This is a genomic window from Sphingobacterium detergens (genome assembly GCF_003610355.1).
GTDB classification, from domain to species: Bacteria; Bacteroidota; Bacteroidia; order Sphingobacteriales; family Sphingobacteriaceae; genus Sphingobacterium; species Sphingobacterium detergens.
The window spans coordinates 278,757-305,681 of the sequence record NZ_RAPY01000004.1 but is presented as its reverse complement, the minus strand read 5'-3'; the positions used below and the strand labels follow the sequence as shown (position 1 = coordinate 305,681).

Annotated in this window: 19 protein-coding genes; 11 read left to right on the top strand and 8 right to left on the bottom strand. The window is 39.6% G+C overall.

The genetic code is table 11. From position 1 onward, the window contains the following. Positions 1 to 54: 54 nt before the first annotated feature. The 4 genes from DFQ12_RS19835 (at position 55) to bglX (ending at position 8,609) form a co-directional block, all read left to right on the top strand. A complete protein-coding gene (locus tag DFQ12_RS19835) occupies positions 55 to 3,159 on the top strand; it encodes a SusC/RagA family TonB-linked outer membrane protein (RefSeq protein WP_120260786.1) in 3,105 nt (1,034 codons plus the stop codon). Positions 3,160 to 3,178: 19 nt separating this feature from the next. Further along, a complete protein-coding gene (locus DFQ12_RS19830) occupies positions 3,179 to 4,609 on the top strand; it encodes a RagB/SusD family nutrient uptake outer membrane protein (protein WP_120260785.1) in 1,431 nt (476 codons plus the stop codon). Positions 4,610 to 4,688: 79 nt separating this feature from the next. Next, positions 4,689 to 6,074 (top strand): glucoamylase family protein, encoded by a 1,386-nt coding sequence (locus tag DFQ12_RS19825; protein ID WP_120260784.1) that lies wholly within the window; start codon positions 4,689 to 4,691, stop codon positions 6,072 to 6,074. 258 nt (positions 6,075 to 6,332) lie between these two features. Next, positions 6,333 to 8,609 (top strand): beta-glucosidase BglX, encoded by a 2,277-nt coding sequence (bglX, locus tag DFQ12_RS19820; RefSeq protein ID WP_120260783.1) that lies wholly within the window; start codon positions 6,333 to 6,335, stop codon positions 8,607 to 8,609. Between the two features lie 368 nt (positions 8,610 to 8,977). Here bglX and DFQ12_RS19815 read toward each other — a convergent pair whose 3' ends face one another. Together DFQ12_RS19815 and DFQ12_RS19810 are read right to left on the bottom strand one after the other, a co-directional pair. Beyond that, the gene (locus DFQ12_RS19815) at positions 8,978 to 10,342 is read right to left on the bottom strand and encodes a sulfatase-like hydrolase/transferase (protein ID WP_120260782.1); all 1,365 of its coding nucleotides are present in this window, start codon (positions 10,340 to 10,342) and stop codon (positions 8,978 to 8,980) included. Positions 10,343 to 10,633: 291 nt separating this feature from the next. Further along, positions 10,634 to 11,620, bottom strand: coding sequence for a hypothetical protein (locus tag DFQ12_RS19810; protein ID WP_147420444.1), 987 nt, complete (start codon positions 11,618 to 11,620; stop codon positions 10,634 to 10,636). 136 nt (positions 11,621 to 11,756) lie between these two features. Between DFQ12_RS19810 and DFQ12_RS19805 the strand changes: the two genes are divergently transcribed. Continuing rightward, on the top strand, positions 11,757 to 13,094 hold the full coding sequence (locus tag DFQ12_RS19805; protein ID WP_120260780.1) for a cytochrome ubiquinol oxidase subunit I: 1,338 nt from the start codon (positions 11,757 to 11,759) through the stop codon (positions 13,092 to 13,094). Positions 13,095 to 13,100: 6 nt separating this feature from the next. Then, positions 13,101 to 14,177, top strand: a complete 1,077-nt coding sequence (gene cydB, locus DFQ12_RS19800) for a cytochrome d ubiquinol oxidase subunit II (protein WP_120260779.1) — start codon at positions 13,101 to 13,103, stop codon at positions 14,175 to 14,177. Between the two features lie 18 nt (positions 14,178 to 14,195). Here the strand turns inward: cydB and DFQ12_RS19795 are convergent, their stop codons facing one another. The 5 genes from DFQ12_RS19795 to DFQ12_RS19775 all read right to left on the bottom strand — a co-directional run bounded on the left by DFQ12_RS19795 (position 14,196) and on the right by DFQ12_RS19775 (position 18,780). After that, on the bottom strand, positions 14,196 to 14,819 hold the full coding sequence (locus DFQ12_RS19795; RefSeq protein ID WP_120260778.1) for a response regulator: 624 nt from the start codon (positions 14,817 to 14,819) through the stop codon (positions 14,196 to 14,198). A gap of 14 nt (positions 14,820 to 14,833) precedes the next feature. Continuing rightward, positions 14,834 to 16,756 (bottom strand): tetratricopeptide repeat-containing sensor histidine kinase, encoded by a 1,923-nt coding sequence (locus DFQ12_RS19790; RefSeq protein ID WP_167457317.1) that lies wholly within the window; start codon positions 16,754 to 16,756, stop codon positions 14,834 to 14,836. Positions 16,757 to 17,037: 281 nt separating this feature from the next. After that, complete coding sequence (locus tag DFQ12_RS19785; RefSeq protein ID WP_120260776.1) at positions 17,038 to 17,610, bottom strand: NADPH-dependent FMN reductase; 573 nt, start codon at positions 17,608 to 17,610, stop codon at positions 17,038 to 17,040. A 6-nt stretch (positions 17,611 to 17,616) separates the two neighbouring features. Beyond that, on the bottom strand, positions 17,617 to 18,108 hold the full coding sequence (locus DFQ12_RS19780; RefSeq protein ID WP_120260775.1) for a DUF2480 family protein: 492 nt from the start codon (positions 18,106 to 18,108) through the stop codon (positions 17,617 to 17,619). Positions 18,109 to 18,153: 45 nt separating this feature from the next. Further along, positions 18,154 to 18,780: a superoxide dismutase gene (locus tag DFQ12_RS19775; protein WP_120260774.1), complete on the bottom strand. Its 627-nt coding sequence runs from the start codon at positions 18,778 to 18,780 to the stop codon at positions 18,154 to 18,156. 197 nt (positions 18,781 to 18,977) lie between these two features. Here DFQ12_RS19775 and DFQ12_RS19770 point away from each other — a divergent pair, with 197 nt between their 5' ends. From DFQ12_RS19770 to fabF, 3 genes are all read left to right on the top strand, one after another. Next, positions 18,978 to 19,604 (top strand): helix-turn-helix transcriptional regulator, encoded by a 627-nt coding sequence (locus DFQ12_RS19770; RefSeq protein ID WP_120260773.1) that lies wholly within the window; start codon positions 18,978 to 18,980, stop codon positions 19,602 to 19,604. An 84-nt stretch (positions 19,605 to 19,688) separates the two neighbouring features. Next, entirely contained in the window at positions 19,689 to 20,282 is a 594-nt protein-coding gene (locus DFQ12_RS19765; RefSeq protein ID WP_120260772.1) for a TetR/AcrR family transcriptional regulator, read from the top strand. Positions 20,283 to 20,344: 62 nt separating this feature from the next. Next, the gene (fabF, locus tag DFQ12_RS19760; protein WP_120260771.1) at positions 20,345 to 21,583 is read left to right on the top strand and encodes a beta-ketoacyl-ACP synthase II; all 1,239 of its coding nucleotides are present in this window, start codon (positions 20,345 to 20,347) and stop codon (positions 21,581 to 21,583) included. Between the two features lie 340 nt (positions 21,584 to 21,923). Here fabF and DFQ12_RS19755 read toward each other — a convergent pair whose 3' ends face one another. Continuing rightward, positions 21,924 to 22,808, bottom strand: a complete 885-nt coding sequence (locus DFQ12_RS19755; protein ID WP_120260770.1) for an AraC family transcriptional regulator — start codon at positions 22,806 to 22,808, stop codon at positions 21,924 to 21,926. A gap of 481 nt (positions 22,809 to 23,289) precedes the next feature. On the opposite strand from DFQ12_RS19755, the gene DFQ12_RS19750 reads away from it, so the two are divergent. Both DFQ12_RS19750 and DFQ12_RS19745 read left to right on the top strand, forming a co-directional pair. Beyond that, complete coding sequence (locus tag DFQ12_RS19750; protein WP_120260769.1) at positions 23,290 to 24,678, top strand: aminopeptidase P family protein; 1,389 nt, start codon at positions 23,290 to 23,292, stop codon at positions 24,676 to 24,678. Positions 24,679 to 24,747: 69 nt separating this feature from the next. Next, entirely contained in the window at positions 24,748 to 26,922 is a 2,175-nt protein-coding gene (locus tag DFQ12_RS19745) for a S9 family peptidase (protein ID WP_120260768.1), read from the top strand. Positions 26,923 to 26,925: the final 3 nt, after the last annotated feature.

The window sequence follows — 26,925 nt, the reverse complement described above, 5'->3', positions numbered from 1 at the left end:
TTTGCTGAGGGAATAACCAATTGAATTTTTAAACAAACACCAAAATTTTACGATATGAGGAATCTATCCGCATTATTTTTGACATCCATGGTCGTCTCAGTTGCCTATGGACAAACTTCTATACAGGGAGTGGTCAAAGATGGTTCCAGCATGACAACCATGCCTGGGGTCACCATTAGTATCAAGGGGAAAGCAGCATCTACCAAAACCGACGCAACGGGTAAATTTCAGATTAACGCCTCTCCTACCGACTCCTTAGTTTTCAATTTTCTAGGCTACCGCACGCAAACGGTATCCATCGGAAACCAAACACAACTTAATGTTTTTCTAGAGAACGAAAATAAGGCCTTGGAAGAGGTTGTCGTCATCGGTTATGGTACACAGAAAAAAACTGACCTCACCGGATCAATTAGCTCGTTAAAATCGTCGGATATTGCCAAACAACCGGCGATGTCAGCGATGCAGTCCATTCAGGGTAAAGCGGCGGGTTTAAATATCGTTGCCAATGAAGCCCCAGGCTCATCACCCAATGTCATCATTAGAGGTCTGGGAACAGCCCTGTCAGGACGAAATCCCTTATATGTTGTGGATGGTATCGCACAGGACGACATTAATAACATCAACCCTTCGGATATTGAATCTATGGATGTGTTGAAAGATGCATCCTCAGCATCTATCTATGGTCTGAGAGCAGCAAATGGTGTCATTATCGTAACCACAAAAAAGGGTAAAGCGGGTACTGTTAGCATCAATTACGAAAGTTATGCTGGAATGAAGAAAATTCTCAATCGTGTAAAAATGGCCAATGGGGATCAATTCAGAACGTACTTTAATGAAAATTTGCAATCTCTTGGAATAACCAATTGGGAAATAAAAGAAAATCAGCCTAATAACACTGATTGGTATGACGAATTGATCAAAACCGGAACGGTGTTTAACAATGCTGTAAACATCGCTGGTGGTACAGAAAAGGTCGATTATTTTGTTTCAGCAAATAACTTTACCGAAAACGGTATCCTTGATGGCTCCAAATATGTCCGGAATACGATCCGTAACAACAATGTTTATAAATTTTTAAACAATAGGCTGAAATTTTCGCAAAATCTTAATTTAACCTTGACAAATGCTACACCAAAGCCAAATAGCGCTTTTACAACAGCATATAAACAGTCGCCATTAGTTCCTTTAATGTATTCCAATGGTCGTTATGGGATTGGACGCGTGAACCAAAATACCGGAATAGTTGGTATAGATGGAACAACTGGACAAACCATAGGAAATTTAAATACAATTGGCAACCCCGTTTATGAGGTTCTCAGACAAAATGAACGAACAAATACGTTACGACTTCAGGGGAGCTTCGAAGGTGAATTTAAAATTACAGACTATTTAAAAATAAATTCACGCATTGGGGCAAACAAATTCTACTCAAAGCAACGAATCTTCACTGACATTAAAGATCGTTGGCTCAATGCAAATCCCTTACGAGCTGAAAGTGAATTCTATAAAGAAAAAGGTAGTAGGCCGGGGAATACCAGTTATGCTGATAATAGTTTGAAATATGAAAATCTTGAACAGTTTAGATGGTCATGGGAAAACTTTCTAACATTTAACAAGACATTTGATAAGCACAATATCGAAGCTGTGGTGGGGATGTCTCGTGAAAAATACGATATCAACAGTATGAACAGCCAAATGGGCTATAATGTTCCAGAACAAGAACAGTATTGGAATATCAATTTAGCAAAAGGAAAATCAGATGGTTATGACATCGTTTCATTGCAGACATACTATACACCTAGAGCCTTAGCGTCTTATTTTGGACGGGTACAATACAACTATGATAGTCGTTATTATTTAACAGCTACAGTTCGAAGAGATGCCTCAAGTGTGTTTCGTAATACAGGTAAATATTGGGGAACATTTCCATCCTTTGGTTTTGGCTGGACTGCATCCAACGAACAATTCATGAAAGACATCAGTTGGATCAACTTCTTAAAAGTCAGAGCAAACTATGGACATTTAGGTAACCAGAATATTCCTTTAAATGCGTATAATATTTTCTCAAGTCCAGAAAGTTCCAATTACAATTATGTTTTTGGTCCCGAACAGAATATGGTATATGGTAGCGCAAAAGGAACACCTCCAGTTGACTTAAGCTGGGAGGTTACCAAGGAAACAGGTGCCGGAATCGACTTCACTTTATTTAATAATCTATCTGGATCAGTCGATTATTATCATAAAAAGAATACCAATACCATTCTGGACGTCACCCCAATCTATTCTTCACCAGATGAAAAAAACTATTACGCGCATGGCGCCAAGGTATTAAATCAAGGAGTTGAAGTTGCATTAAATTGGAACAAAAGTATATCGCCAGATTTTAGCTATTCCGTGGGTGTCAACTATTCCTATAACAGCAACAAAGTAACAGATGTTGTCCATACTTATGACGGTGCTACTGGTGGAAGTTTGAACAATGGTGAAATTACAAAACAGCTGCGCGTCGGACAGCCAATTTACGGTTGGTGGATGTTTGAATCCATCGGTGTTTTTCAGGATGCAAATGATATCGCCAATAACCCCTCTTTTGGACCAGCTAAACCCGGTTACTTAAAATATAAGGACCAAAATGCTGATGGTGTAATTGATACCAGAGATAAGAAATTCTTCGGTTCCTTTATACCAAGTTCAACATACGGCATTAATCTGGGTATCAATTACAAAGCTATTGATTTCAATATCTCAGGATATGGTGTCGGAGGAAATAAAATTTATAACGGGATGAAAAGTACACGTACCGATGGTGGAGAAAATATTGCACTGTCGACCTTTGAAAACCGTTGGACAGGACCAGGCTCAACCAATGTGCATCCCGGTGCTGAACGGGCGATTTGGGCGTCAAGTTATTTCTTAGAATCAGGCAGTTACTTCCGTATCAACAACATCACCGTTGGCTATACTTTTGATAAACTATATAGCTCAAAATCAAAATTGCGACTATATGTAACGGCTCAGAATCCATTTATGTTTACCAACTATAGCGGTTTCTCTCCAGAATTGGCGGGTGACGGTAGTCCAAACCTAACTTCAGGTATCGAACTTTCGGCTTATCCAACCACGCGCAATTTCCTTTTCGGACTTAACATGCAATTTTAATCTTTAAAATTACAACACCATGAAAATTAATAAACTCTATATAGCGATCGTACTCAGTGCAGGTTTGACATTACATTCCTGCAAAGACAGCAAATTTTTAGATGTTCCTTCAAAAGAAAATGTTGAGGCAGAAGATAGCGGGACGGTCTATACCCCCGAACAATTTGTGAACGGTGTCTATGGCATGTTTACGGATTGGGATTATGCCTTCTCTTTTTTAGGCATAACCGAAATGATTTCGGATAATGCAGACAAAGGGAGCTCTGCAACGGATTCAGGTGGCGACAAATTATTATTGGATAATCTTACGTACACTTCTACAGCGGGTTCATTTCAATCGATGTGGGCACGCTGGTATAAATCTATCGGTCGCGCTACCCGTGCAATTGAGTATACAGAAAGTTATGGTTTAACCGACGAGGCCTATAAAAACAGGCTTATCGGAGAGGCCAGATTTCTTCGGGCACTCAATTATTTCTATTTGGTCCGTGGCTGGGGGGATGTCCCTATCCAAGAGCGCGATTATATCAAAAGGGAGCCGGCAGCCGAAGTATATGCTCATATTGAAGCCGATCTACAGTTTGCGATTGACAACCTTCCTATTAAATCTGCGTATGCAGCCAAGGATCTAGGGAGGGCGACAAAAGGGGCTGCCCAGGGTCTATTATCAAAAGTTTATTTGTATCAAAGCAAGTGGCAGCAAGCTGCCGACCTAGCAAAAACTGTCATCAACTCCGGTGGATATGGTCTTGAGTCTGATTATGCTAAAATCTGGAGACTGGAAGGTGAGAATGGTCCCGAATCGCTTTTTGAGTGGCAGGCGCGGGGAAGTTCCATTGCCCATGGCATTAAACAATATAGCCAGGTACAGGCTCCTCGTGGTGGTGCAGTCGCTCTAGGTTGGGGTTTCAATATCCCTAGCCAGAATCTGTTGGATGCTTTTAATGCTGAAAAGGATGATATCCGTCGTGATGCAACCATTATTTTTAGAGGTGAAACGCTTTACGATGGCCGGTTGATTGATAGTGGCGTCGAAAATCCGATGTATAATGAAAAAGCCTATTCTTCGGCAAATGGTGGTGCTGAACACACGGACAAAAACGTCCGCTATCTTCGCTTAGGCGAGATTTACCTCATCCTCGCCGAAGCAGCCAATGAATTAGGTAATAGCAACGAGGCGCTAGATGCACTAAATATTATCCGTACCCGTGTCAAGCTACCAAAAATAACGACAACGGATCAGGCTCAGCTCCGTCAATTGATCTGGAAAGAAAGGCGCCTTGAACTGGCTTTTGAGCACGATCGTTGGTTTGATTTAGTACGGACAAAACAAGCCAAGGCTGCGATGACCGGAAATGGAAAAACATTCCAAGATAAAATGTTGCTCTTTCCAATTCCAGAAAATCAGCGTATACAAACGCCAGAAATGCCCCAAAATCCAGGTTGGTAATACACACAAACATAGCTCCGTCCAAACGACCTGCAAGTCGTTTGGACATTTTTCAAGACTCTTAAAAAATATTTTATCCATGAGAAAACGAATAGCATATCCGAGCCTTACTGGTATTGCTTTGGCCCTTCTTCTCAGCAGTTCATGCCAAAATACCTCTACCAACGGATCCGGGGATCCGCCCACAAAAGATTCTATAGGTCAAAATAAAGTAAATGAAGACTCCCTATTGACGAATATTCAGCAACAAACCTTTCAATATTTTTGGGAAGGTGCCGAGCCAACATCGGGGCTAGCCCGAGAACGCATTCATATGGATGGTGTTTATCCCGAGAATGATCGTAACGTCGTAACTATCGGTGGAAGTGGTTTTGGTCTAATGGGGATGATCGTCGCCATGGAACGTGGATTTATCACAGCGGATCAAGGTACGCAAAAGCTCAATCATATTATGGACTATTTGGCCAAAATAGAGCGATTTCGTGGTGCATGGGCGCATTGGTATGACGGAGAATTAGGGACAGCCAAACCTTTCAGCGAAAAAGATAATGGCGGAGATATTGTTGAAACCGCCTTTTTAGCACAAGGCCTTATCACTGTACGTGAGTATTTGAAAGATAAAAGCGATGCCGCCAAAGTAGTCGCACAAAAGGCCGATAAGCTTTGGAAAGAAATAGACTGGAATCATTATACAAATGGACAAAATGTGCTTTATTGGCATTGGAGTCCAAAATTTAATTTTCAGCAGAACCATCCGATCAAGGGCTACGATGAATGCCTAATCACTTATGTTTTAGCTGCCTCTTCCCCCTCTCACCCTATCGCACCAAGTGTATACCATGAAGGATGGGCTAGATCTGGAGGGATAAAAAGCAACGCTAAAAAATATGATATCCCATTAGTACTTAAACACAATGCCAAAGAAGGCGAAGTAGGCCCTTTATTTTGGGAACATTATTCTTATTTGGGTTTAAGTCCGAAAGGACTTAAAGATCAGTATGCTGATTATTGGGAAGCGACACGCAATCATGTCAAAATAAACTTGGCTTATGCACAGCAAAATCCAAAAGGTTATAAAGGTTATGGTGTAGACAAAGGTTGGGGCTGGACAGCTAGTTATTCTATCAAGGGATACGATGCACATCATCCGGACAATGACCCAGGAGTAATCTCTCCCACAGCAGCATTATCTTCTATGCCCTATTCGCCGCATGAAAGTATTCAATTTGCACAATATCTGAATAGACAACTGGGGCCCAAAGTTTGGGGTAAATATGGCTATTATGACGCCTATAGTGAAACTGCCAATTGGTTTCCGCAACGCTACCTAGCGATCGATCAAGGACCGATCATTGTCATGATCGAGAACTATAGAACAGGAAAAATCTGGGACTTGTTCATGCAAGCACCAGAGATTCAGCAAGGATTGAAAAAACTTGGTTTTACAAGTCCTTATTTAAAGTAGTGGCAAATTCCGGAATCATTTTTAATCCGTCACACGTTGAAAATGGTTCCATCCACGAAAATATAAAATCGTCAATAACAAGCTTGAACTAATTATCAAGCCTGTTTTATAAATAACAAAAATAGATGAAGATGAACTGCAAATAATATAGATATACAATGCAATCGTTATCTATTGAAACTTCAATCATCGACAAATTCGGATCTGCTGAGCACACTCATAGCAAGAGTCCGTACACATATAAAAGAAATTAATACCATGAAAAAAGTAGTAGGAACATTCCTCCTTGCATTTTTAGCTTGGCATGCCAGTCCAGCACAGTCGAATCAAAAAATGGATCAGTTTATTGACCGACTTATGGCCAAAATGACCATCGAAGAAAAGATCGGGCAGCTAAATCTAGTCACCGGCGGTGAGGCGACAACGGGAACTACGGTTTCCACGGATGTGGAAGCCAAAATCAGAAATGGTCAGATTGGTGGTATCTTCAGTATGAGTACACCAACCAAGATTCGCAAAACCCAAGAAATTGCAATCAAACAGTCTAGACTTAAGATTCCCATTATCTTCGGTATGGATGTAATACATGGCTATCGCACTGTTTTCCCTATTCCCTTGGGGCTTGCAGCGACATGGGACATGGGGTTAATTCAGCAGTCTGCCCGTATTGCTGCCGAAGAAGCTACAGCTGATGGTATTAACTGGGCTTTTTCGCCAATGGTAGATATTTCAAGAGATCCAAGATGGGGACGTATTTCCGAAGGTGCGGGTGAAGATACTTACCTAAGTTCAAAAGTTGCTGAGGCTATCGTTCATGGTTTTCAAGGCGATAATCTAGCTGCACACAACACTATGATGGCTTGTGTCAAACATTTTGCGTTATACGGTGCGGCAGAAGGTGGCCGAGATTATAATAGCACAGATATGAGTCTCCATCGTATGTACAATGAATATCTACCACCCTACAAAGCGGCCATAGATGCCGGAGCTGGGAGTATTATGACCTCTTTCAACGACATTAATGGGGTCCCTGCTTCGGCCAATAAATGGTTGATGACCGATGTATTACGCAAACAATGGGGCTTTAAAGGTCTGGTTGTAACCGACTATACCGCTGTTAACGAACTCACAGCACATGGACTTGGAGATCTGCAACAAGTTTCGGCTTTAAGCTTAAATGCCGGAGTTGACATGGATATGGTGGGCGAAGGTTTTCTCACAACTTTAAAAAAATCACTTGATGAAGGTAAAGTTAAACTCACTGATATTGATAGAGCTTGCCGGTTTGTACTGGAAGCGAAGTATAAACTGGGATTATTCGAAGATCCTTACCGTTATTGCAATGAGCAGCGTGCGAAAACAATAATCGGTTCTGCAGCCAATCATGCTAAAGCAAGAGAAATTGCAGCGAAATCATTTGTTTTATTAAAAAATGAAAATCAGATGCTCCCATTAAAAAAATCAGGTACGATCGCTGTGATTGGCCCCCTGGCCAACTCAGGGGCCAATATGCCGGGGACCTGGAGTGTGAGTGCAGAATTGGAGAAAACAGCATCTTTGGTAGAAGGAATGAAAGCAGTATTGGGAGACAAAGTAAATATCCTCACGCATCTGGGAAGTAACTTATTGGAAGATCCTACCTACCAAAAGCATGCGACAATGTTTGGTCGTACGATAACTAGAGATCCCCGAAAAGAAGATGAAATTATTGCAGAAGCAGTGAAAGTCGCGCAACAATCGGATGTCGTTGTTGCGGCACTTGGAGAATCCTCTGAAATGTCAGGTGAAAGCTCAAGCCGCTCCGAATTGGATATTCCCGCCAATCAACAAAACCTTTTAAAAGCATTGTTATCAACCGGGAAACCAGTTGTTCTTGTATTATTTACAGGCAGACCGCTTACTCTTACCTGGGAAGATGCACATGTTCCAGCCATATTAAATGTTTGGTTTGGAGGCTCAGAAACTGGAAAGGCTGTTGCGGACGTATTGTTTGGAGATGTTGTCCCTTCGGGAAAGATTACAGCAACTTTTCCGCGTAATGTTGGACAGATTCCGATCTATTATGCACACAAAAACACCGGAAGACCTTATGGTAATTCCGGGGATTTTGAAAAATTTAAATCGAATTATTTAGATGTAAGCAACTCCCCGCTCTACCCTTTCGGTTATGGATTGAGCTACACGAGCTTTACCTATGGTGAGATTCATCTAGATAAAAACACATTGGACAGCAGTAGTAATATTCAAGCGCGTATTACTATTAGCAATACAGGTCATTATGATGCCGAAGAAACTGTTCAATTATATATCCAGGATTTGGTCGGTTCGGTCACCCGTCCGGTCAAAGAGTTAAGAGGTTTTCAAAAAATATTTTTAAAGAAAGGTGAAACGAAGACTATTAAGTTTGAGATTCGAGTAAAAGACCTCAAATTCTTTGATAACAATCTGAACTATGTAGCCGAACCGGGAGATTTCAAAGTTTACATTGGACCTAATAGTCGCGATGTAAAGGAGAAGGATTTTAAGCTGCTTTAAAGTAGACTTACCCCACTTATCAGGGACTTACGTTATTTTTTAGACAGCTTTTATTTGTTTGCTTAGCGGCTGGGGCACAAATTAACTATTGATTAACACCAACTTAGGTATTAATAGGGGATTAGCAGGGGTATAACAGGGGGTTAACAGGGGTATAGCAGGGTTAAAACCCTATTACCCCCCTGTTAAAACCATATAAAGTACCTGTTAATAGGGATTTACTGGCAAAGATGGTGTTAACTTGGTCATAAGTAAAGTACCAGCATCTGTAAACAAGCCAATAAAACAGACAGGACGATTTCAAAAATAGACCCAATATTCCTTACAGAGAAATGAGTACTGTTAACGTATATCCCCTAATCTCTTTGTTATTTCATATTCCCATCGAAGTTTTCAAACAGTAAACGTAATTCCGCCGCTTTCTCGGGATAATCCGCTAAGATATTGGTTCGCTCACTTGGATCCCAAGCTATATTATGCAATTCTTCTACCGCGTCATAGGGCTTTCCCGATATCTGGTTGACACCCGCCGGTACTCGTCTATATTTCCAATCACCTGATCGAACAGCTTCAACGTGACCGTAGTTTACTAAAAATATAGGTCGATGTGCAGCCTTTAAATCCTCTGTTTTACCACTCAATAAATCATCTATTACCTGGCCATCGATGGATTTTTTTGGAAGAGGAGCTCCCGTCCATTTCGCTATTGTCGGTAACACATCTAAGTTGCTGATCGCCTGTCTAATTACCTTACCTTCTTGCGCATATCCTTTTCCGTACACGATAAATGGAACACGTACTCCCCCCTCGGTCGTTTCGGCTTTTGATCCTTTAAATACTCCAGCGGTACCCACATGCCAATTTTTTGTTGCATGGTCATCTGACATCCGCGAAGGATAGGCAATCCACGGGCCGTTGTCACTTGAGAAAATCAGAATAGTATTATCTGCCAATCCTTTTTTCTCAACTGTCTTCCAAAGTTCGGCAAAGTTATGATCCAGCTCGCGCATCACCGCTCCTAATGGGCCTGCATTTTGCTGATCGGCAAACTTATTCTTTTTGTTCGCAAAAGCCAATGGAAGATGTGGGAAATTATGCGCATAATATAAAAAGAATGGATGATCTTTATCCTGATTTTCTATAAAATCGACTGTTTCCTTATGGTATAAGGCACTTAAATCTGAATCATCGGGTGCTACAACCTCCGGTTTTCTATTTCTAAAAATTTTAATCACAGAATCCGTTTTTACGTAAGGGTCGCGATAGTCATGACTATACAGCATCCCATAGAAAAAATCGAATCCTTGTTTATTTGGATGATGATAAGCTTGTTTATCACCAAGATGCCACTTACCGATCAGCCCCGTACGATACCCTACTTTTTTTAGTAGCTCCGCAATAGTTTCTTCCTCATCCGGTAATCCGAGATTTGATCCGGGACCGATTGGGGCAGGTAGATTATAACGGGAAGCATAGCGCCCGGTCAGCAAAGATGCCCGTGAGGGAGTGCAAGAGGGGGTTGACACCATAAAGTTGGTTGCCCGCACACCTTTACTGGCGATTGAATCCAAAAAAGGGGTTGAAATATTAGGACTGCCATAACAGCCGAGGTCACTATACCCTAAATCATCTGTAAGAATCAGGATTATATTAGGCTTCTTATTTTGTGCATTAACAAATGTAACGAAGAGAAACATGGCCATTGCCATGAAAAGTTTGGTATACCGCATCATGATAGTATTATTTAATTGGAAACACGACCGCAATATAAGAAAATACGAACAAGTGCCAACGCCAATCGAAAACTTGTTTCTATTTTGGAGACATTCAGGGAGGCGAGCGCCTCCCCTGCTGTCTATTTGAGAAAAGATAAGGGAAATTTATCTATCACAAATATAAAAGATATTTCAATATAATCTACTAATTCTATAGATTTTATTAAAACATATGCAAAATCCGGTTTAAGAGTAGAAAAACACTCAATTAAACCCTAATTACCAATAGCTTCTAAATTTGAATTTTATTTATCTCAAGGACTTAAGATAATCCTTGATTAGTATTACACCTTCCTCATGAAGTATAGTAGTTCCTTTTTGAGGCATATGCATCTCACCTAGTACAGACATTCGTCCGATAATTTTTGCCTGTTTGAGCCAAATCCCAGTTTCGTTTATCGGACTTTCAAATCTGAGATCAAGCATAGTCATATAAGCAGTTCCCTTAGGATTATGACAATGCGCGCAATTCACCTCGAGATAAGCTCTTGCTCGGTGCTCGGTAGATTGACTAAGGTCATCATAGCTAGGTAACGAAGTTAGCTTTCTCAAGAGCGGAATATCTATTATACCTTTATCTTTCAGATATGCTAACTGTTGAATTGTGTCTCGATCCCGCAGCACAACCCGATTTAAATTTTTGACTTTGGGACCTATCGGGAGCAGACGATCTCCCTGGCGATGACATGCAATACAGTCTGTTCGTGAAGGAATGATATAATTTGTCTGTCGTTTCACGCCTTTATTATCTAAAAATGAAACCGGTACAACTGCACTATCAGCTAATAAGAAGGCCTCATCTTGGGTCGAATTCCATTGATAGGTTGCGGCATTCCACTGCCCCTCTTTGTTGATCAGGAGACGTGTTTCAAGCAATACGAATGTAGACGTTTGTATAGTGTCTTTCTTTGGGTAAAAAAAAGATTTCGCGATAATGGTTCCATCTGGAAAATCTGGCAATCCATCATCAGAAGCCACTATTTTCTTTCCTTTTGGCAGGAAAATAACACGTTTTTTGTCGGCATAATCTGTAAACAGTGCGGAAGCCAGCTCATAAGAAACCCCTTGATCATTGGGTACGAGATCAGCTATTTTCCCTTTGAACAATCCGTAATCGGATAATTTATCCCTAAATACGATATTGTCCGCCTCTAACGTGCCTCTGTCCTTGTTGTTGAGTAGAATAAAAAGTATGGGTATCAGCAAAACACCCATTAAAATTATCGTTTTTTTCATACCTCTTGTGCTCCCCTTCCCTTTCGCTATTTTCTGTTGTTGGGGCGAAGATAAGACAAAAAAATAAAACACTTTGAAGGGTAGGTACGACAAAAAAATAGCTATATTTAAATGTCATTAACCAAAAATCGGATCCATGGAAGACATGATTCTTTACAATCGGCTTCAATTTGCCTTTACAATCACATTCCACTATTTATTTCCCCAATTGACTATGGGATTATCATTGATGATTGTTTATTTCAAATGGAAATTTTTACAAACGCACAATGAAGATTACAACAATGCATCAAAGTTTTGGATGAAAATCTTTGCACTGAATTTTACAATGGGTGTTGTGACAGGGATACCCATGGAATTTCAATTTGGGACAAATTGGGCAAAATTCTCTGAGCTTACAGGGGGAATCATTGGGCAGACCTTGGCCATGGAGGGAATGTTTTCATTTTTCCTGGAGTCTTCCTTTTTGGGCATGTTTCTCTTCGGAGAAAAATTACTTGGTCACAAACTACATTTTCTCTCCGGTTTGATGGTATTCATTGGGTCTTGGGCCAGTGGGTTTTTAATTATTGCCACACATTCCTGGATGCAGCACCCTGTAGGTTATGAAATTCTCGAAAATGGCAAGTTTGTACTCAACAATTTCAGTTCTTTATTTAGCAATCCGTGGTTATGGCCTTCTTATCTCCACAATCAAGCTGGATCTCTGGTTACAAGTTCTTTTTTTGTTGCCTCTATAGGAGCTTTCTATCTCCTCAGCGATAGACATAGCAAATTTGGAAAGATATTCGTTAAAAGCGGCGTAATCTTTGGTGCCATTTCATCTGTCATGCTCGCATTTCCTACAGGAGATCTAGCCGCCAAAAATGTGGTAAAATATCAACCTGCATCATTCGCAGCGATGGAAGGTATCTTCAAAACAGAAAAAGGGGGATCCGAAATTATCCTGATCGGTCAACCTGATATGGAAAACAAAAAACTGGACAATAAAATTGCAGTGCCTAATGTTTTAAGCTTCCTTACCTATCAACGTTGGGATGCAGAAATAAAGGGCCTGAATGAATTTGACGACTCATTGCATCCAACAAATGTCCCCGGCCTCTATTATAGCTATCACATCATGGTTGGTCTAGGTACAATATTCATTGGAATCATGGTATTGGGTAGCATCTTACTTTGGCGAAATAAGCTATATCAGACCAAATGGTTACTGTGGATCATTATGTTTATGATCCCCTTTCCTTATATCGCCAATACGGCAGGTTGGTATACATCCGAGCTAGGACGACAACCTTGGTTGGTCTACAATCTGATGCGTATGGTAGATGGGGTATCGCCCACGGTATCTTCTGGTAATACCTTATTTACTTTACTGGGATTTGTCGGACTCTATATTCTTTTGGGATTGTTGTTCCTTATGTTGGTATTGAAAATTATTCGAAAAGGCCCCGAGCCTCATATTGCTTTAAACTAATTTGTTATGGAAATATTCTGGTTTATCGTATTGACTTTTATGTTGGGCATTTATGTTGTCCTCGATGGTTATGATTTTGGAGCGGGAATTGTGCATTTGTTCTTCGCAAAGACCGAAGAGGAGAAAAAGGCCGTAACAAATGCAATCGGCCCTTTTTGGGACGCTAATGAAGTTTGGCTGATCGCATCTGGTGGCGTTTTATTTTTTGCTTTTCCAACACTTTATGCTTCATCTTTTAGTGGATTCTACCTCCCGCTGATGCTCGTATTATGGTTACTGATCTTTAGGGCAATAAGTCTTGAGCTGAGAGGACAAATACATCACCGACTTTGGGAAGCGTTATGGGATAAAGCTTTTGGTTTAGCGAGCTTACTCCTAGCACTATTTTTTGGCGCTGCCTTAGGCAACGTCGTTCGGGGAGTCAATCTGGGGATGGTTGAAAACGGGGTATCCACGCAAGAACCACATTATTTCTTCCTCGCACTCTGGAACCCAACTTTCGACCCTTTGGCTGAACATCAAGGTATCATTGACTGGTTTACACTGATACTAGGTTTAGTAGCAGTCGTCACCCTGACTATCCATGGTGCGGGATGGGTCATATTAAAAACATCCAGCACCTTAAATCAGCGTCTTAAAGACATCATATTTAAATTGAATTTCGTATTACTTGTATTGGTCATACTATCTGCTTATGTCTGGCATTATGTAAAACCAATCTCCTTAAATAATCTGCAAAATCATTATTGGCTCTGGATATTCCCGTTGATTGCAGCGATTGGCCTGCTGGGACAATTTTGGATCAGGACGTTCAAAAAAGATGGTACGGGTTTTATGTTCTCTTCCCTATTTATACTGGGAAGCTTTGCAACCACAGTGGCCTCTATGTTTCCAACTTTATTACCATCAACCAATGAGGTAAACCCCTCGCTTACCATCCAGAATGCCGCAGCACATGAATATGGCCTATCCGTAGGTTTGGGATGGTTTATTTTTGCAGCAATTTTGGTCGTAGCCTATTTTATTATTCAATTTAGGGTCTTTAAAGGAAAACTGGATGATGTCGGTTATGGTGAGCATTAGCATAATGGCTCCGACAAGCTAGAACCCCAACAATTTATGTGTTAGCGCAAGTTGTACCAATTCGATCATATTTTTTACTTTGAATTTGGTCAGAAGATTGCGTCGGTGGGTTTCAATCGTAACGGGACTTAAAAATAGTTTCTCCGCAATCTGATTACTGGTATAGCCATCGGCAACCATCGTCAAAATCTCTTTTTCCCTTCGTGTTAAACGTGGAAGATCTTCCATGGACGTGACAGCTCCGGCATAAAGATCCTTTGCTTTATCGCAAAGCGCTTTCTTTCCATCAAGTCCAAGTTGTACACAACGAAGGAATTCGTCATTAGAAACATCCTTTAGTATATAACCATTCCCGCCATTTCGCATAAACTGAAAAATAAGATTACGATCCGCTAAATTGCTTAATGCAACAACTGGAACCTCTGGAAACAGCTTCTTCACCTGTAGACAGACGTCCAATCCGCTGGTATTCAAAAGCTGCATATCCATAAGGACCAAATCCACTTCCGTCGTATCCAAGAATTCGATCAATGATACTTGCTCCAGAAATGAATATACCTTATACCCTTTTTGATTATTGAGAAAAGAAGTCACCCCTTCCAATAATAAGGGATGATCGTCCAACACGGCAATAATTTTCATACATTAGTTTTTAACTAAACACCTACTCCTATTTCAATCTGTGTACCCGATCCAAGTGTGCTCTGCATAGCAATAGATCCATTGATCCATTTGATCCTGTTGACCATATTATTTAATCCCATTCCATAATTTGCCGCTGAAGAATCAAACCCTTTTCCATTGTCTTCAATCAAAACCTCCAATATTCCCTGTGATTTACTTACCTGAACAATAATAAGGTCTGCATCTGCATATTTCAATGCGTTTGAGATCGCTTCCTGGACGATCCGATATATTGCCAACCCTTTTTGGAAGTCAAGGTGTACTTCGTCCTCATAATTTTCAAATTGGATCTGCACCTTATTATTTCTCATCGAAAGACACAATTGTTCCAATGCTGCTATTAGACCAAATTGCCGTAATGACTCGGGCATCAGATTATGCGATATTCGTCGAACTTCGCCCAAAATATCGTTCAGTTTGTGCGGTAGTTCATTCGTCAAATCGAATTCGCCCTTCTGCTCTCCAGCGATCTTAAATTTCAATCCTGTCAGCATGCCACCAATACTATCGTGCAAATCTTGTGCAATACGCTGCCGTTCCTGTTCTTCAGCTTTGAGCATGGACTCGGAAATTTGCAACTGTTTTTCCTTCGCCAGTTTCTCCAAGGCAATCTCATGATTGATCTGGATCTGTCCATTCAGCTTCCGTTGTTTTCGATAGGAAAAGGTGACAAATAAAACAACGATGAAAAGTAAAATAGCAATGCCTAAAACAAGAAAGATCTTAAATTGATTGCGATCTTTCTCTGCACGTAGATTTAAAATCAATTTTTCTTTTTCTACGGTTTTGTATTTCGCCTCCATTTCGTTCATCTTCTCCAAAAGCTGGACTTTCTGAATACTATCAGACAGCTTACCCGCCACATTGGACATCTTAAGTGCTTCTTTGTAATCCCCCATCAATTCATTCACAGCAGCCAATTGGCTATAAACAATTTTACTGTTGTAAAGATCGCGTGTCAACAATCCATTTTTTATGATCTCCTCCAATGGCAATTTCGCTTCAGCATATTTTTTCTGCATCAAATAGACATTAAACTTTCTGAAAAGCATCATCTGGTAGGATTTCCAATTGTTCATTTTCTTCGACCATTCCAAACCGATATCCAACATACGTAACGCTTCTTCTGTCTGTTGCTTTGTCGTAAAATAGAGCGCTTCATTATAATAGTAATTGGGGAGCTGGGCAGAGTTGGGCTTGTCTCCTAACATTGCTTTGGCCTTATCTAACAATTGCCGGGCCTCTTTTGATTTAACCTGGTAGCAATAGTTGCTAACAGCATTTAAATAGGCTACCAGTAGCGCTGTACTCTGCGGTTGCTGTTCCAGCTGTTTGATCGCAATCTGATGATATTCATCTGCTTTTGCCAATTGATTGGATGACATAAAGGCCATACCGATCATGCTATTTATTGCACCTTCCATGAGGGGATCGTGTGCCTTGGCATAGGGCATACATTTACCATTGAGTATATCCAGTAAATCAGCAAAACCTTTTTTCGGAAATCGAATTAACCCCAGATTATACCAAGCTCTGGCCAAAAGTCCCTGTTGAAAAGGCTGCTTGGCATCTCCAAGAATATCTACACACTTTTGTGCTTCAATCCCAGCACGTTTACTGTCTAAAAATTGTCCATAGTAGAAGCTTTTGTAAAGCGCACCCATGGCATGAAGGCTTCGAAAAGGCTTAGCCAATCGCTCCCCCTGTCGCATATTTTCCCAGAATTTCACGGTATCCCGAAAGCGGTAGTAATCTGCCAGATAAAAATATTGTAGTGCCTGTACACTGTCACTTGAGGTCGACTTCAATAGCATTTCGGCATCCGCCCGATATTTATCCTCATTTAATGGCAGAAAACTTTGGGCATCTGTAAGCTGTATAGTGAAACACAGCATACAACAGGTAATTAACTTTAACAAAACTCTACAATGTAACCTCATTAATCAGATACCTTATATAATATGAAACAATAATAACAGTTTATTGCATTTTTTTGAGATGCAGCTCCATAGATGTGCTATTCTGGGAAATTGAGTGAATACTAAGAACACGACAACACACAGTTTCTCAAAACTAAGCAATTTTGAAAACATATAAAGCACCTCAATGGAGATCGAGGTGCTTTATTATCGGGCGCAGCAACAATTTTTAAACTGCTTTTAGGAAAATACTATTTTCAGGAACGTCCCAACAGTGTTTCAAACACCGCTGTTCGGGTAGTTGCGATATTGATCAACAGATCCAATTTTCGTTTATAATCCGACGATATCTCTCTTGAACCGATGTTTTCAAATAGTTCCCTTTTAACAATAGGTACACTAAAAGGTAAAGTCCATGCACGTAATGATTTTGCTATTGCATCCATAGCGTTGATCCCTTGTAGGGCCTGTACACCATCCGCCCAACAAACCAGTCCTATATTTTTATCGGTGAGATATGCCGGACTGTTCTTTGCGCTTATCTCCAGCCAATCCAAACAGTTTTTCATTACCCCCGGTACACTTCCGTGATATAAAGGAGATAACCAAAAATGCACGTCTGCCTCCAGAAAGAGATTGTTCATGATCTTTACACTATTGGGGATCCTGCTGAGGCTTGTATCAAATAGTGGTATTCCACTATCCGCAAGGTTAAAAACACTATTCTCAACACCAAGCTGATTCAATTGTTCAGCGAAATAATTAGACAATACGCCAGAAGTAGATTCTTGCCTACGCTCCAAGGCGCCATTAAATATTAATGCTTTCATTGTTTCTTATGCTCTTTTAGAAATAACCTTTGGCATTCCGACCTCTCCGTACATCAATGTTGTAACAATCGGAATTAAGCGTGCAGCAGCTAGCATATAAAGTGATTCTGGCATATTTGGCCTTGCCCTCACAACCACTTTTTGATCCTTATACTGAGACAAATCTGCCCGCTTCAAATTCTGGGTCCATAATTCCAATTCGAATGTTTCCACACTTTTAAAATCGTAATAAGCCACATCAGGGTGGAATTTATCGGCTAAAGCCATATAGATCCAAGGGGGAATGATGGCATCAACAGAACAAGTAAAAGCAACGGCTTTGCCTATAAAGGGTGTCAATTCCAATGCAGCAAGAGCCGCTTTAAACTCCTTTTCTTTGACGATCATTTCTTGGTAAAACAGTGTCTTGATGTCAAATTCTATAATCTCAAGTGTGGTTTTGAAATCAATGAGATCGAGCGCCAAAATACCCGAATTTTCAACCTTATTTACAAACATGTTATTTTATAATTATTATCTCCGCTTGATCGAATGTTCAAGGTTTTAAATCAATTTATCGATCGCTTCTTCGTACTGCTTTTCGACGGCAGACCAATCTAAGACAGACCAAAACGCATCCAAATAATCTGCTCTTTTATTCTGATATTTCAAATAGTAGGCATGCTCCCATACATCAACACCCAAGATCGGCACACCTCTACTCGTCAATTGTGTATCCATTAATGGATTATCCTGATTAGGTGTCGCTACGATGTCCAAAGTACCATTGTATTTGATATAAAGCCAAGACCATCCAGAGCCAAATTGTCCAAGTCCTGCATTTTTTATCCTCGTTTTCAACTCGTCTAAAGAACCAAAAGTTGCATCTATTTCCTTTGCCAACTTTCCGGTAGGCACTGTTTTCGGTGTTGCAGATAAAATTTGCCAAAACAAGGAATGATTGTAGTGCCCGCCTGCATTGTTGCGAATAGCAGGACTATATTGACTCACTTGCGCTAGGATATCCTGCAATTCAACACCTTCAGCACCTGTACCGACAACGGCTTTATTTAAATTATCAACATAGGCCTGATGATGTTTTTGATGATGAATCGTCATTGTCTCCTGATCAAAATAAGGTTCAAGTGCCTCATAGGCATATGATAAATCTGGTAATTGAAATTTGCTCATGTTATTTTAGTTTTATTGTTTTAATAATGAATCAAAACTAAATAATAGACATTAATAAAACAACTAAATGGTTGTTTTATTAATGTCATAAAATTATGCCTTTACTAAGCAAAAACTTTAATGCTATTCATTATAGCAACAATTGAAAAAATAGTATCTTTGTTTAGAAAACATTAAAACAACTTTTTAATTGCCAAATGCAGAAGACTCCAGCAGATAGAATATTAATGTTATTAAAAATGCGAGGCGAGGTTACGGCTGCGCTTATCGCGGCAGAGCTGGGTATTACAAAAGAAGGCGCCCGCAAACACCTGCTCAATCTTGCCAATCAGGGCCTAATCGAATCTTATGCGAGAAGTGAAGGCATAGGCCGGCCATCTACCTATTATTGCCTTTCAACATTAGGGCTCGCAAAATTTCCAGATAGTCATGCTGACATTACTGTACAACTCCTGCAATCCATTAAACAATTGCTTGGTGAGAATGCCTTGGATCTATTAATTACAGATCGAGAATCTAAAGTATATCAGAAATATATGAATGCCTTGTCTGATACCAAATCAATCGAAAAAAAACTGGATATTATCGCAAGCAAGAGAACGGAAGAGGGATATATAGCCGAATGGAAAAAAGAAGCCGAGTCCTATCTCCTCATTGAAAATCACTGTCCCATCTGTGCCGCAGCAACTGAATGTCAAGGTTTTTGTCGTTCAGAGCTTCACAATTTTCAACAACTTATCGGCCCATCCTATTCGATCAGCAGAATAGAATACATTATCGAAAACGGTTCCCGTTGCACTTATCGTATAACTGAAAGAAAATAATGTAAATTTTCAGTCCCATCCTACAGAAAACAATAATATACCAAAAAGTATTTTTTATCTTTGAAACCAAAGAACAGTCTCATCATGTCAAAAGCAGAACAGACCCGACAATTTATCATTGAGAAGACAGCCCCTATCTTTAATAAAAAAGGATACTATGCTACTTCACTTTCAGACATCACTACAGCTACAGGTTTAACTAAAGGCAGTATCTACGGTAATTTTAAAGACAAAGATGACTTGGCGCTTCAGGTTTACACCTATCAAAGTAAAAAAATAGCTGATGGCGTAGATCAACAGCTTAACCAACACAGAACAGCTTTAAAAAAGCTTTTCGCATTTTTTGATTTTTACAAAGAAAATTTCAAAAACATCGCTGCATCAGGAGGATGCCCATTGATGAATGCCGCTATTGAGGCCGATGATTCGCTCCCTTTTTTAACGCCAAAAGTTAAACGATCATTTACGCTTTGGCGGCAACGATTGATTTCAATATTGGAAGAAGGAATGACGAGTGGAGAGTTTAAACAGCATATTTCTGCTGAACACTTTGCGATTACCTTCATGGCGATGATTGAAGGTGGAATTTTACTTGCAAAAATCTCTGGGCGGGGTAAAGATCTTACCATCGTATTAGACAATATGAAAGAAATGGTCGATCGGGAGATCAAAATTTAATTTTTTTAACAAAACAGATACCAATCGGTATATTGACACATTAATTCTAAAAAAACAAAAAAATGAAAAGAGTTGTAATTACCGGCATGGGAACAATTAACCCATTGGGAGAGAACGTTGATATATTCTGGGATAATATCTTACGTGGTGAAAATCATACAGCGATCATCAGCCGTTTTGATGCGTCTCTGTTTCGAACGCAAATCGCAAGTGAAGTCAAGAACTTTCAACCGGAGAAATACTTGGATAGAAATGAGATCAAGAGAAGTGACCTATTTACGCAATATGCTTTGTATAGCGCATCTCAGGCCTTAGAAGATTCCGGTTTAGACCCCAACAGCATGGATCCATTTGATATTGGGGTCATTTGGGGTGTTGGTCAGGGCGGAATGGAAACATTTGAGAATGAAGTTGAAAGTTATGTAAAAGGCAATTATATTCCACGGTTTAGTCCATTTTTCGTACCCAGACTGATTGTCAATATGGCTTCAGGAATGATATCGATGAAATTTGGCTTGAAGGGAATCAATTATACAACAGTATCCGCCTGTGCGACCTCCAATACTGCTTTCATGGATGCATTCAATTATATTCGATTAGGCAAGGCTAAAGTTTTTATTAGCGGCGGTTCAGAAGCTCCTATTACTCCGGCTTCAGTTGGCGGCTTTTCCGCGATGAAAGCAATGTCCAGCAGACACGATGATCCTAAAACGGCAAGTAGACCATTTGATCGGGATCGCGATGGATTTGTCATGGGTGAAGGGGCTGGAGCTTTGATATTGGAAGAATATGAGCATGCTAAGAAAAGAGGTGCAAAGATATATGCCGAGCTTGTCGGTGCTTCGATGACTGCTGATGCCTACCATATGACTTCGCCCCATCCCGAAGGCATAGGCGCAGCTAAGGCAATGTCACTTGCAATGGAAGAAGCTCAAATCAACAGTGATCAATTGGATTATCTGAATCTTCATGCTACCTCTACCCCTGTTGGTGATATCGCTGAACTAAAGGCTATGCAACTTGCATTTGGCAAATCCAACAACCTCTGGGTCAGCTCAACCAAGTCAATGACTGGGCATCTACTCGGTGCTGCAGGAGCAATTGAAGCAATTATCGCCATAAAGTCAATCAACAATAATGTAATTCCAGCAACGATAAATATCGAAAATATTGATCCTGCAATCCCTGAAGGCATCAATATCGTTGTCAATCAACCCATGGAAAAGACTGTTCAAACGGCAATGAGCAATGCTTTCGGCTTTGGTGGACACAATTCAAGTATTCTCTTTAAAAAGATTTAATATTTTTTAGAAATATCTTGACAAAGTGTAATAAACACACTATCTTTGTTGTATCATAATTTAGGTTTATAATTGGTTATTTAAGGTTTTCATTCTCCCCGTTTGAAAACCTTTTTTTATGCCTATTCAACTTCCTTAAAGATCGATAAATCTAACCTTCATTATTTTTCTTACACAATAGACCTGATGAAAAAGCGTTATAAATCAACATTTTGACCGTTTATGCTACTATGAAAGCCATCGAAATGCCCCCACACCTACGCGATGACAATTGATTCCAAATGCTATTCCCAAGATCAAGAAGGCCGTTATTTTAGGAACAACTCACTTCACTTACCAGTTATATAACGGAGTACAGTGTTTGCTTATATTGTTGTACATATTCTTTTGGATTGCAGCCAATGATCTGTTTAAATACTCTATTAAAATTTGTAATACTATTAAATCCACAACTGTATGCGATAAACGAAACACTATCTAAGTGATCTTCGGTCAGTTGATTGCAGACCTCTTTCACTCGAATTCTGTTGAGATAAGTTACAAAGGTAACACCACAATGTTTTTTGAAATATCGACAAAAAGCCTGTGGTGTAAGATTTGCATAGTCGGCAACTTCTTCTAGACTAAGGTCGTGCTTGTGATTTTCTTTAATATAATTACAGATTATATTGATTCGATTTGAACTATGAATCGTATCTAAGATTACCTCTGCTCTTTCTGCACAAAGCGGATCTGTCTCCCTTGATATATTCGCCAAAGATCTTAATAGATAGAAAAAATGCATCAATTTATCCATTTGATCTGAAGATTTCAGTTGTAGTACTCGTTCTGAAATTTGATCAAAGTATTCCACTGGAATTTTAAAACCACAGGAATTAGTATAAATAAACTGATTTAATGATTCAAATTCTTCCAATGAGAACAAGAACTTGAGTTTACCATTCGGATCAAAAAAAATCGAGATAGAACGAGACTCATTTGAAAAACCATCCAAGGAAGAAGACTTAAATACATGTGGCTGATTTGCCCCTAAAAAGAAAATATCATTTTCCTTAAAAGGATGTAAAGTATCTTCAACAATCAACACTCCCCTTCCCTTTACTATCCACATGAGCTGTGCTTCCTGATGCCTATGTAGGTGCGGGTAAAAAGTTTCTAAAATATCTTCTTGTATCGTTAGGCTTTGGCCTTGCATTGTCGGCACATTAAACTGGAGCGCTTTCATCGGTTTTCATAAGTTTATATTTGTAATTACCACTGTTTAGTTAATATAAATATAACAACTACGAAACAAGTAAACATATCAATCATAATCCATGAAAAAATAAAAACAAAATATGTATATAATGTGATAATATTTAGCAATCGACAGATTTTCCATTCAGTATTTAATAAAATCAAGTATTAAAACTTGATATCTTATAAAAACAAGGTTAAAATACAATTAGACTTTGATAAATTGTGATAATTAATATTCAATAGAAACATAGAACTTTATTAAATCCCGATATTATTTTGTTTTCATGTACCAATCATTAAAAATAAGCAATTGTAACAACGATAAAATGTCAAACACAATACCGTTTTTGAATAAGAGTCTTCAAGATTAAAAGATTAAATTTTGCGATATTAGCTTCTGTATTATTTATGTAAATAATATCGCTTTAAATCTTAATTATACGTTGCCTCTCTTAATTTTCACAAATATGTTTAAGAAAGAAATCTATACTACCCGCAGAAACGAGCTCATTTCAAAATTTTCTTCTGGAAAAATCCTTTTTTTAGGAAATATTGAAAACCCAATCAATTTTGAACACAATACCTATCCTTTTCGTCAAGACAGTAGTTTTTTATACTATATCGGTATAAAAAGCCCACGACTAGCTGCTGTACTCGATATTGATTTGGGAGAAACATTACTATTTGGTGATGAAATGACCATCGACGATATCGTCTGGATGGGACAACAACAGACCTTAGCAGAAAAAGCGGCTCTTTCGGGGATCAGTAAATTACTTCCATTTGATCAACTCTTCGACTATCTGAAAAAAAGCGATCAAAATACACTCCATTACCTTCCTCCCTATCAATCGCACAATAAAATATTGCTTGGGAAATTGTTTAATTGCCCCGTTGATCTGCTTCAACCATCTATAGCTTTAATTCAAGCTGTTGCTGCACAACGCAGCATTAAATCAGTGGAGGAAATTATCGAACTGGAAAAAGCTGTAGATGTTGCCGTAGATATGCACCGTCTCGCTATCCAGATGACCAAACCCGGGCGTTATGAATATCAAATTAGCAATGCCATGCAGCATTTTGCACAGGATCAGGGCATGTCTTTTTCTTATCCACCAATCGTGACTAAAAGAGGTGAAATCTTGCACAACCATATGCAGTTCCATCAAGTTCATGAAGGCGACCTTCTTCTGAATGACTCTGGGGTTGAAACATCATTGGGATATGCTTCCGACTTAACACGTACCTTTCCTGTTGGTAAACGTTTTACCTCTTTACAGGAGGAAATTTACCAGGTCGTTTTACACGCATTTAAATCCGCTGAACAGTTATTAAGCCCGGGAATCCGTTTTAAAGATATCCATTTAAAAGCCTGTGAAGCACTCGTGGAGGGACTGATACAGGTCGGATTTATGAAAGGCAACTCTCAAGATGCTGTTGCTAACCATGCGCACGCACTATTCTTTCAATGTGGACTAGGTCACTTGCTCGGGTTGGATGTACATGATATGGAAGATCTGGGCGAACAATATGTGGGCTACAGCACATCCGAACCTAAAGATACCAAGACCTTCGGTCTTAAATCTCTGCGATTAGGTAAGGAATTGGAAGCTGGCAATGTACTTACCGTGGAACCTGGTATCTATCTCATTCCTGAACTGACACAGCTTTGGGAGCAGCAAAACCTGCACAGGGATTTTGTCAATTATGACTTTCTGAAGAAACATCTCGATTTTGGGGGAATTCGTATTGAGGACAATTATCTTATTGAGGAAAATGGCTATCGACGTCTCGGAAAATACCTCGAACGTGAAGTGCAAGAAATCTATCGTCTAAAAGACAATGCAATCGATTAAATACGCTGGAGGATCCTAGTAACATACCTCATCTGAATTCAATAATTGATAAATAATAATCATATACAAATGAATAGAATTAGAAATTTTATCATCGCAAAGCTGTTATTGGTTCTTTACCTATCCAATCCTCTTTTTGCGCAAAGGCTCTGGACAGATATTGGTGACCAATATTATGAGTTTTCGGATAAAGGGATTGAGATCGTCGATCCAAAAAATGGAAACCGGGGAATCTTTTTATCCCAGCAATCTCTTATTCCAAAAGGCAGCAATACGGCAATAAAAGTTGAGAATTTTTCGATATCCAAGAATAGGGAACTAATTTTAATCTATACCAATAGCAAAAAGGTTTGGCGAGAAAATACAAGAGGTGATTATTGGGTGTACAACAAGAAATCCAATCAATTGATGCAATTAGGGCGTCAATTTCCATCATCCCAACTGATGTTTGCCAAATTTAATCCTCAAGCCAATAAAGTGGCTTATGTTAACAAAGCAGATCATAATATTTATGTGGAGGATCTAACGAATGGAAATATAAACGCCGTAACGAAGGATGGTACAGACCGTATGATCAATGGAACTTTCGATTGGGTTTATGAGGAAGAATTTGGTTGCAAAGATGGTTTTAGATGGTCGCCTGATGGTCTCTCTATCGCCTACTGGAAACTTGACGCAAACAGTATCCGTAATTTTCTAATGATTAATAATACGGATAGTCTCTACTCTTTTACCATTCCTGTAGAATATCCGAAAGTGGGACAGTCTCCAAGCGCCTGTTCCATATGGACTTATGAACTTGCTAGCGGAAAGAATAGCCGCATAAACATTCCGGGAGATCCTGAACAACATTATATTCCACGTATGGAATGGTGTATGGACAGCAAACAGCTTATTTTTCAGCAACTCAACAGGAAACAAAACGAGAGTAAGATCTACACAGCTTCCATTGCTACTCATGAAGCTCAAGCAATACATCGCGAAACGAGTGATTCCTGGATCGATATCAAGGCAAGATGGAATAATAATGATCCTTCAGGCTGGGACTGGATACAGGGTGGAAAAGCATTTATCTGGGTATCTGAAAAAGATGGCTGGCGAAAAATCTATCAAATTGACTTGCAGGGTAATGAAAAGCTCATTACTAAAGCAGATTATGACATTATTAATCTTGATTTTCTAGATCCAAAAGGAGAAACAATCTATTTCACGGCTTCTCCCAGCAATGCGACCCAAAAATATCTGTATAGTGTCTCTACTAAAGGTGGCTCCCCAAAAAGGCTCACACCAGCATCCTTCGAGGGAACTTGCGACTATGATATTTCGAAAGATGGCAAGATTGCTATCTTCAACTTTAGCAACCGTGCCGAGCTCAAGTACAATGCTATTATCGAGCTCCCTACACACCGGACAGTAGTGGATTTTGAGGTTAAACGTGAAAAGAAAGTCAGTGATGGCATAGCCGAATTTTTCAAAGTTAAGACTACTGAAGGTGTAGAACTAGATGGCTGGATGGTCAAACCGCTGGATTTCGATCCGAATAAAAAGTATCCGGTAGTCTTTATGGTATATGGTGAGCCTGCTTCACAAACTGTAATAGACAACTTTAACGCGGGGCACAACAGCTTATATAATGGAAACATGGCGCAAGATGGGTATATTTATATTTCTTTGGATAACCGGGGCACACCGGCGCCTAAAGGTAGCCTCTGGCGCAAAAGTATCTACCGCAACATTGGTCAGCTCAATATTCGCGACCAAGCATTAGCCACACAAGAAATATTAAAGTGGTCATTTGTAGATAATTCGCGCATCGCAGTCTGGGGATGGAGTGGCGGTGGTTCGAGTACACTCAATTTGCTTGGACAATACCCACAAATCTATAAAACAGGTATAGCAATAGCCGCTGTTGCCAATCAACTTCTTTATGATAATGTCTATCAAGAACGTTATATGGGACTTCCACAAGAAAATTTAGCCGACTTTGAGAATGGTTCGCCATTGAAATATGCAAAAAACATCAAAGGAAATCTACTGTATATACACGGCACTGGTGATGATAATGTTCATTATCAGAATGCGGAAGTTCTTATAGACGAATTAATAAAAAATAATGTACAATTTCAGTTAATGTCCTATCCTAACCGTAGCCATTCCATTAGTGAAGGTGAAGGCACACATGAACATTTAAAAACATTATTCACGAATTATTTAAAACTACATTGCCCTCCGGGCGGAAGATAAGCG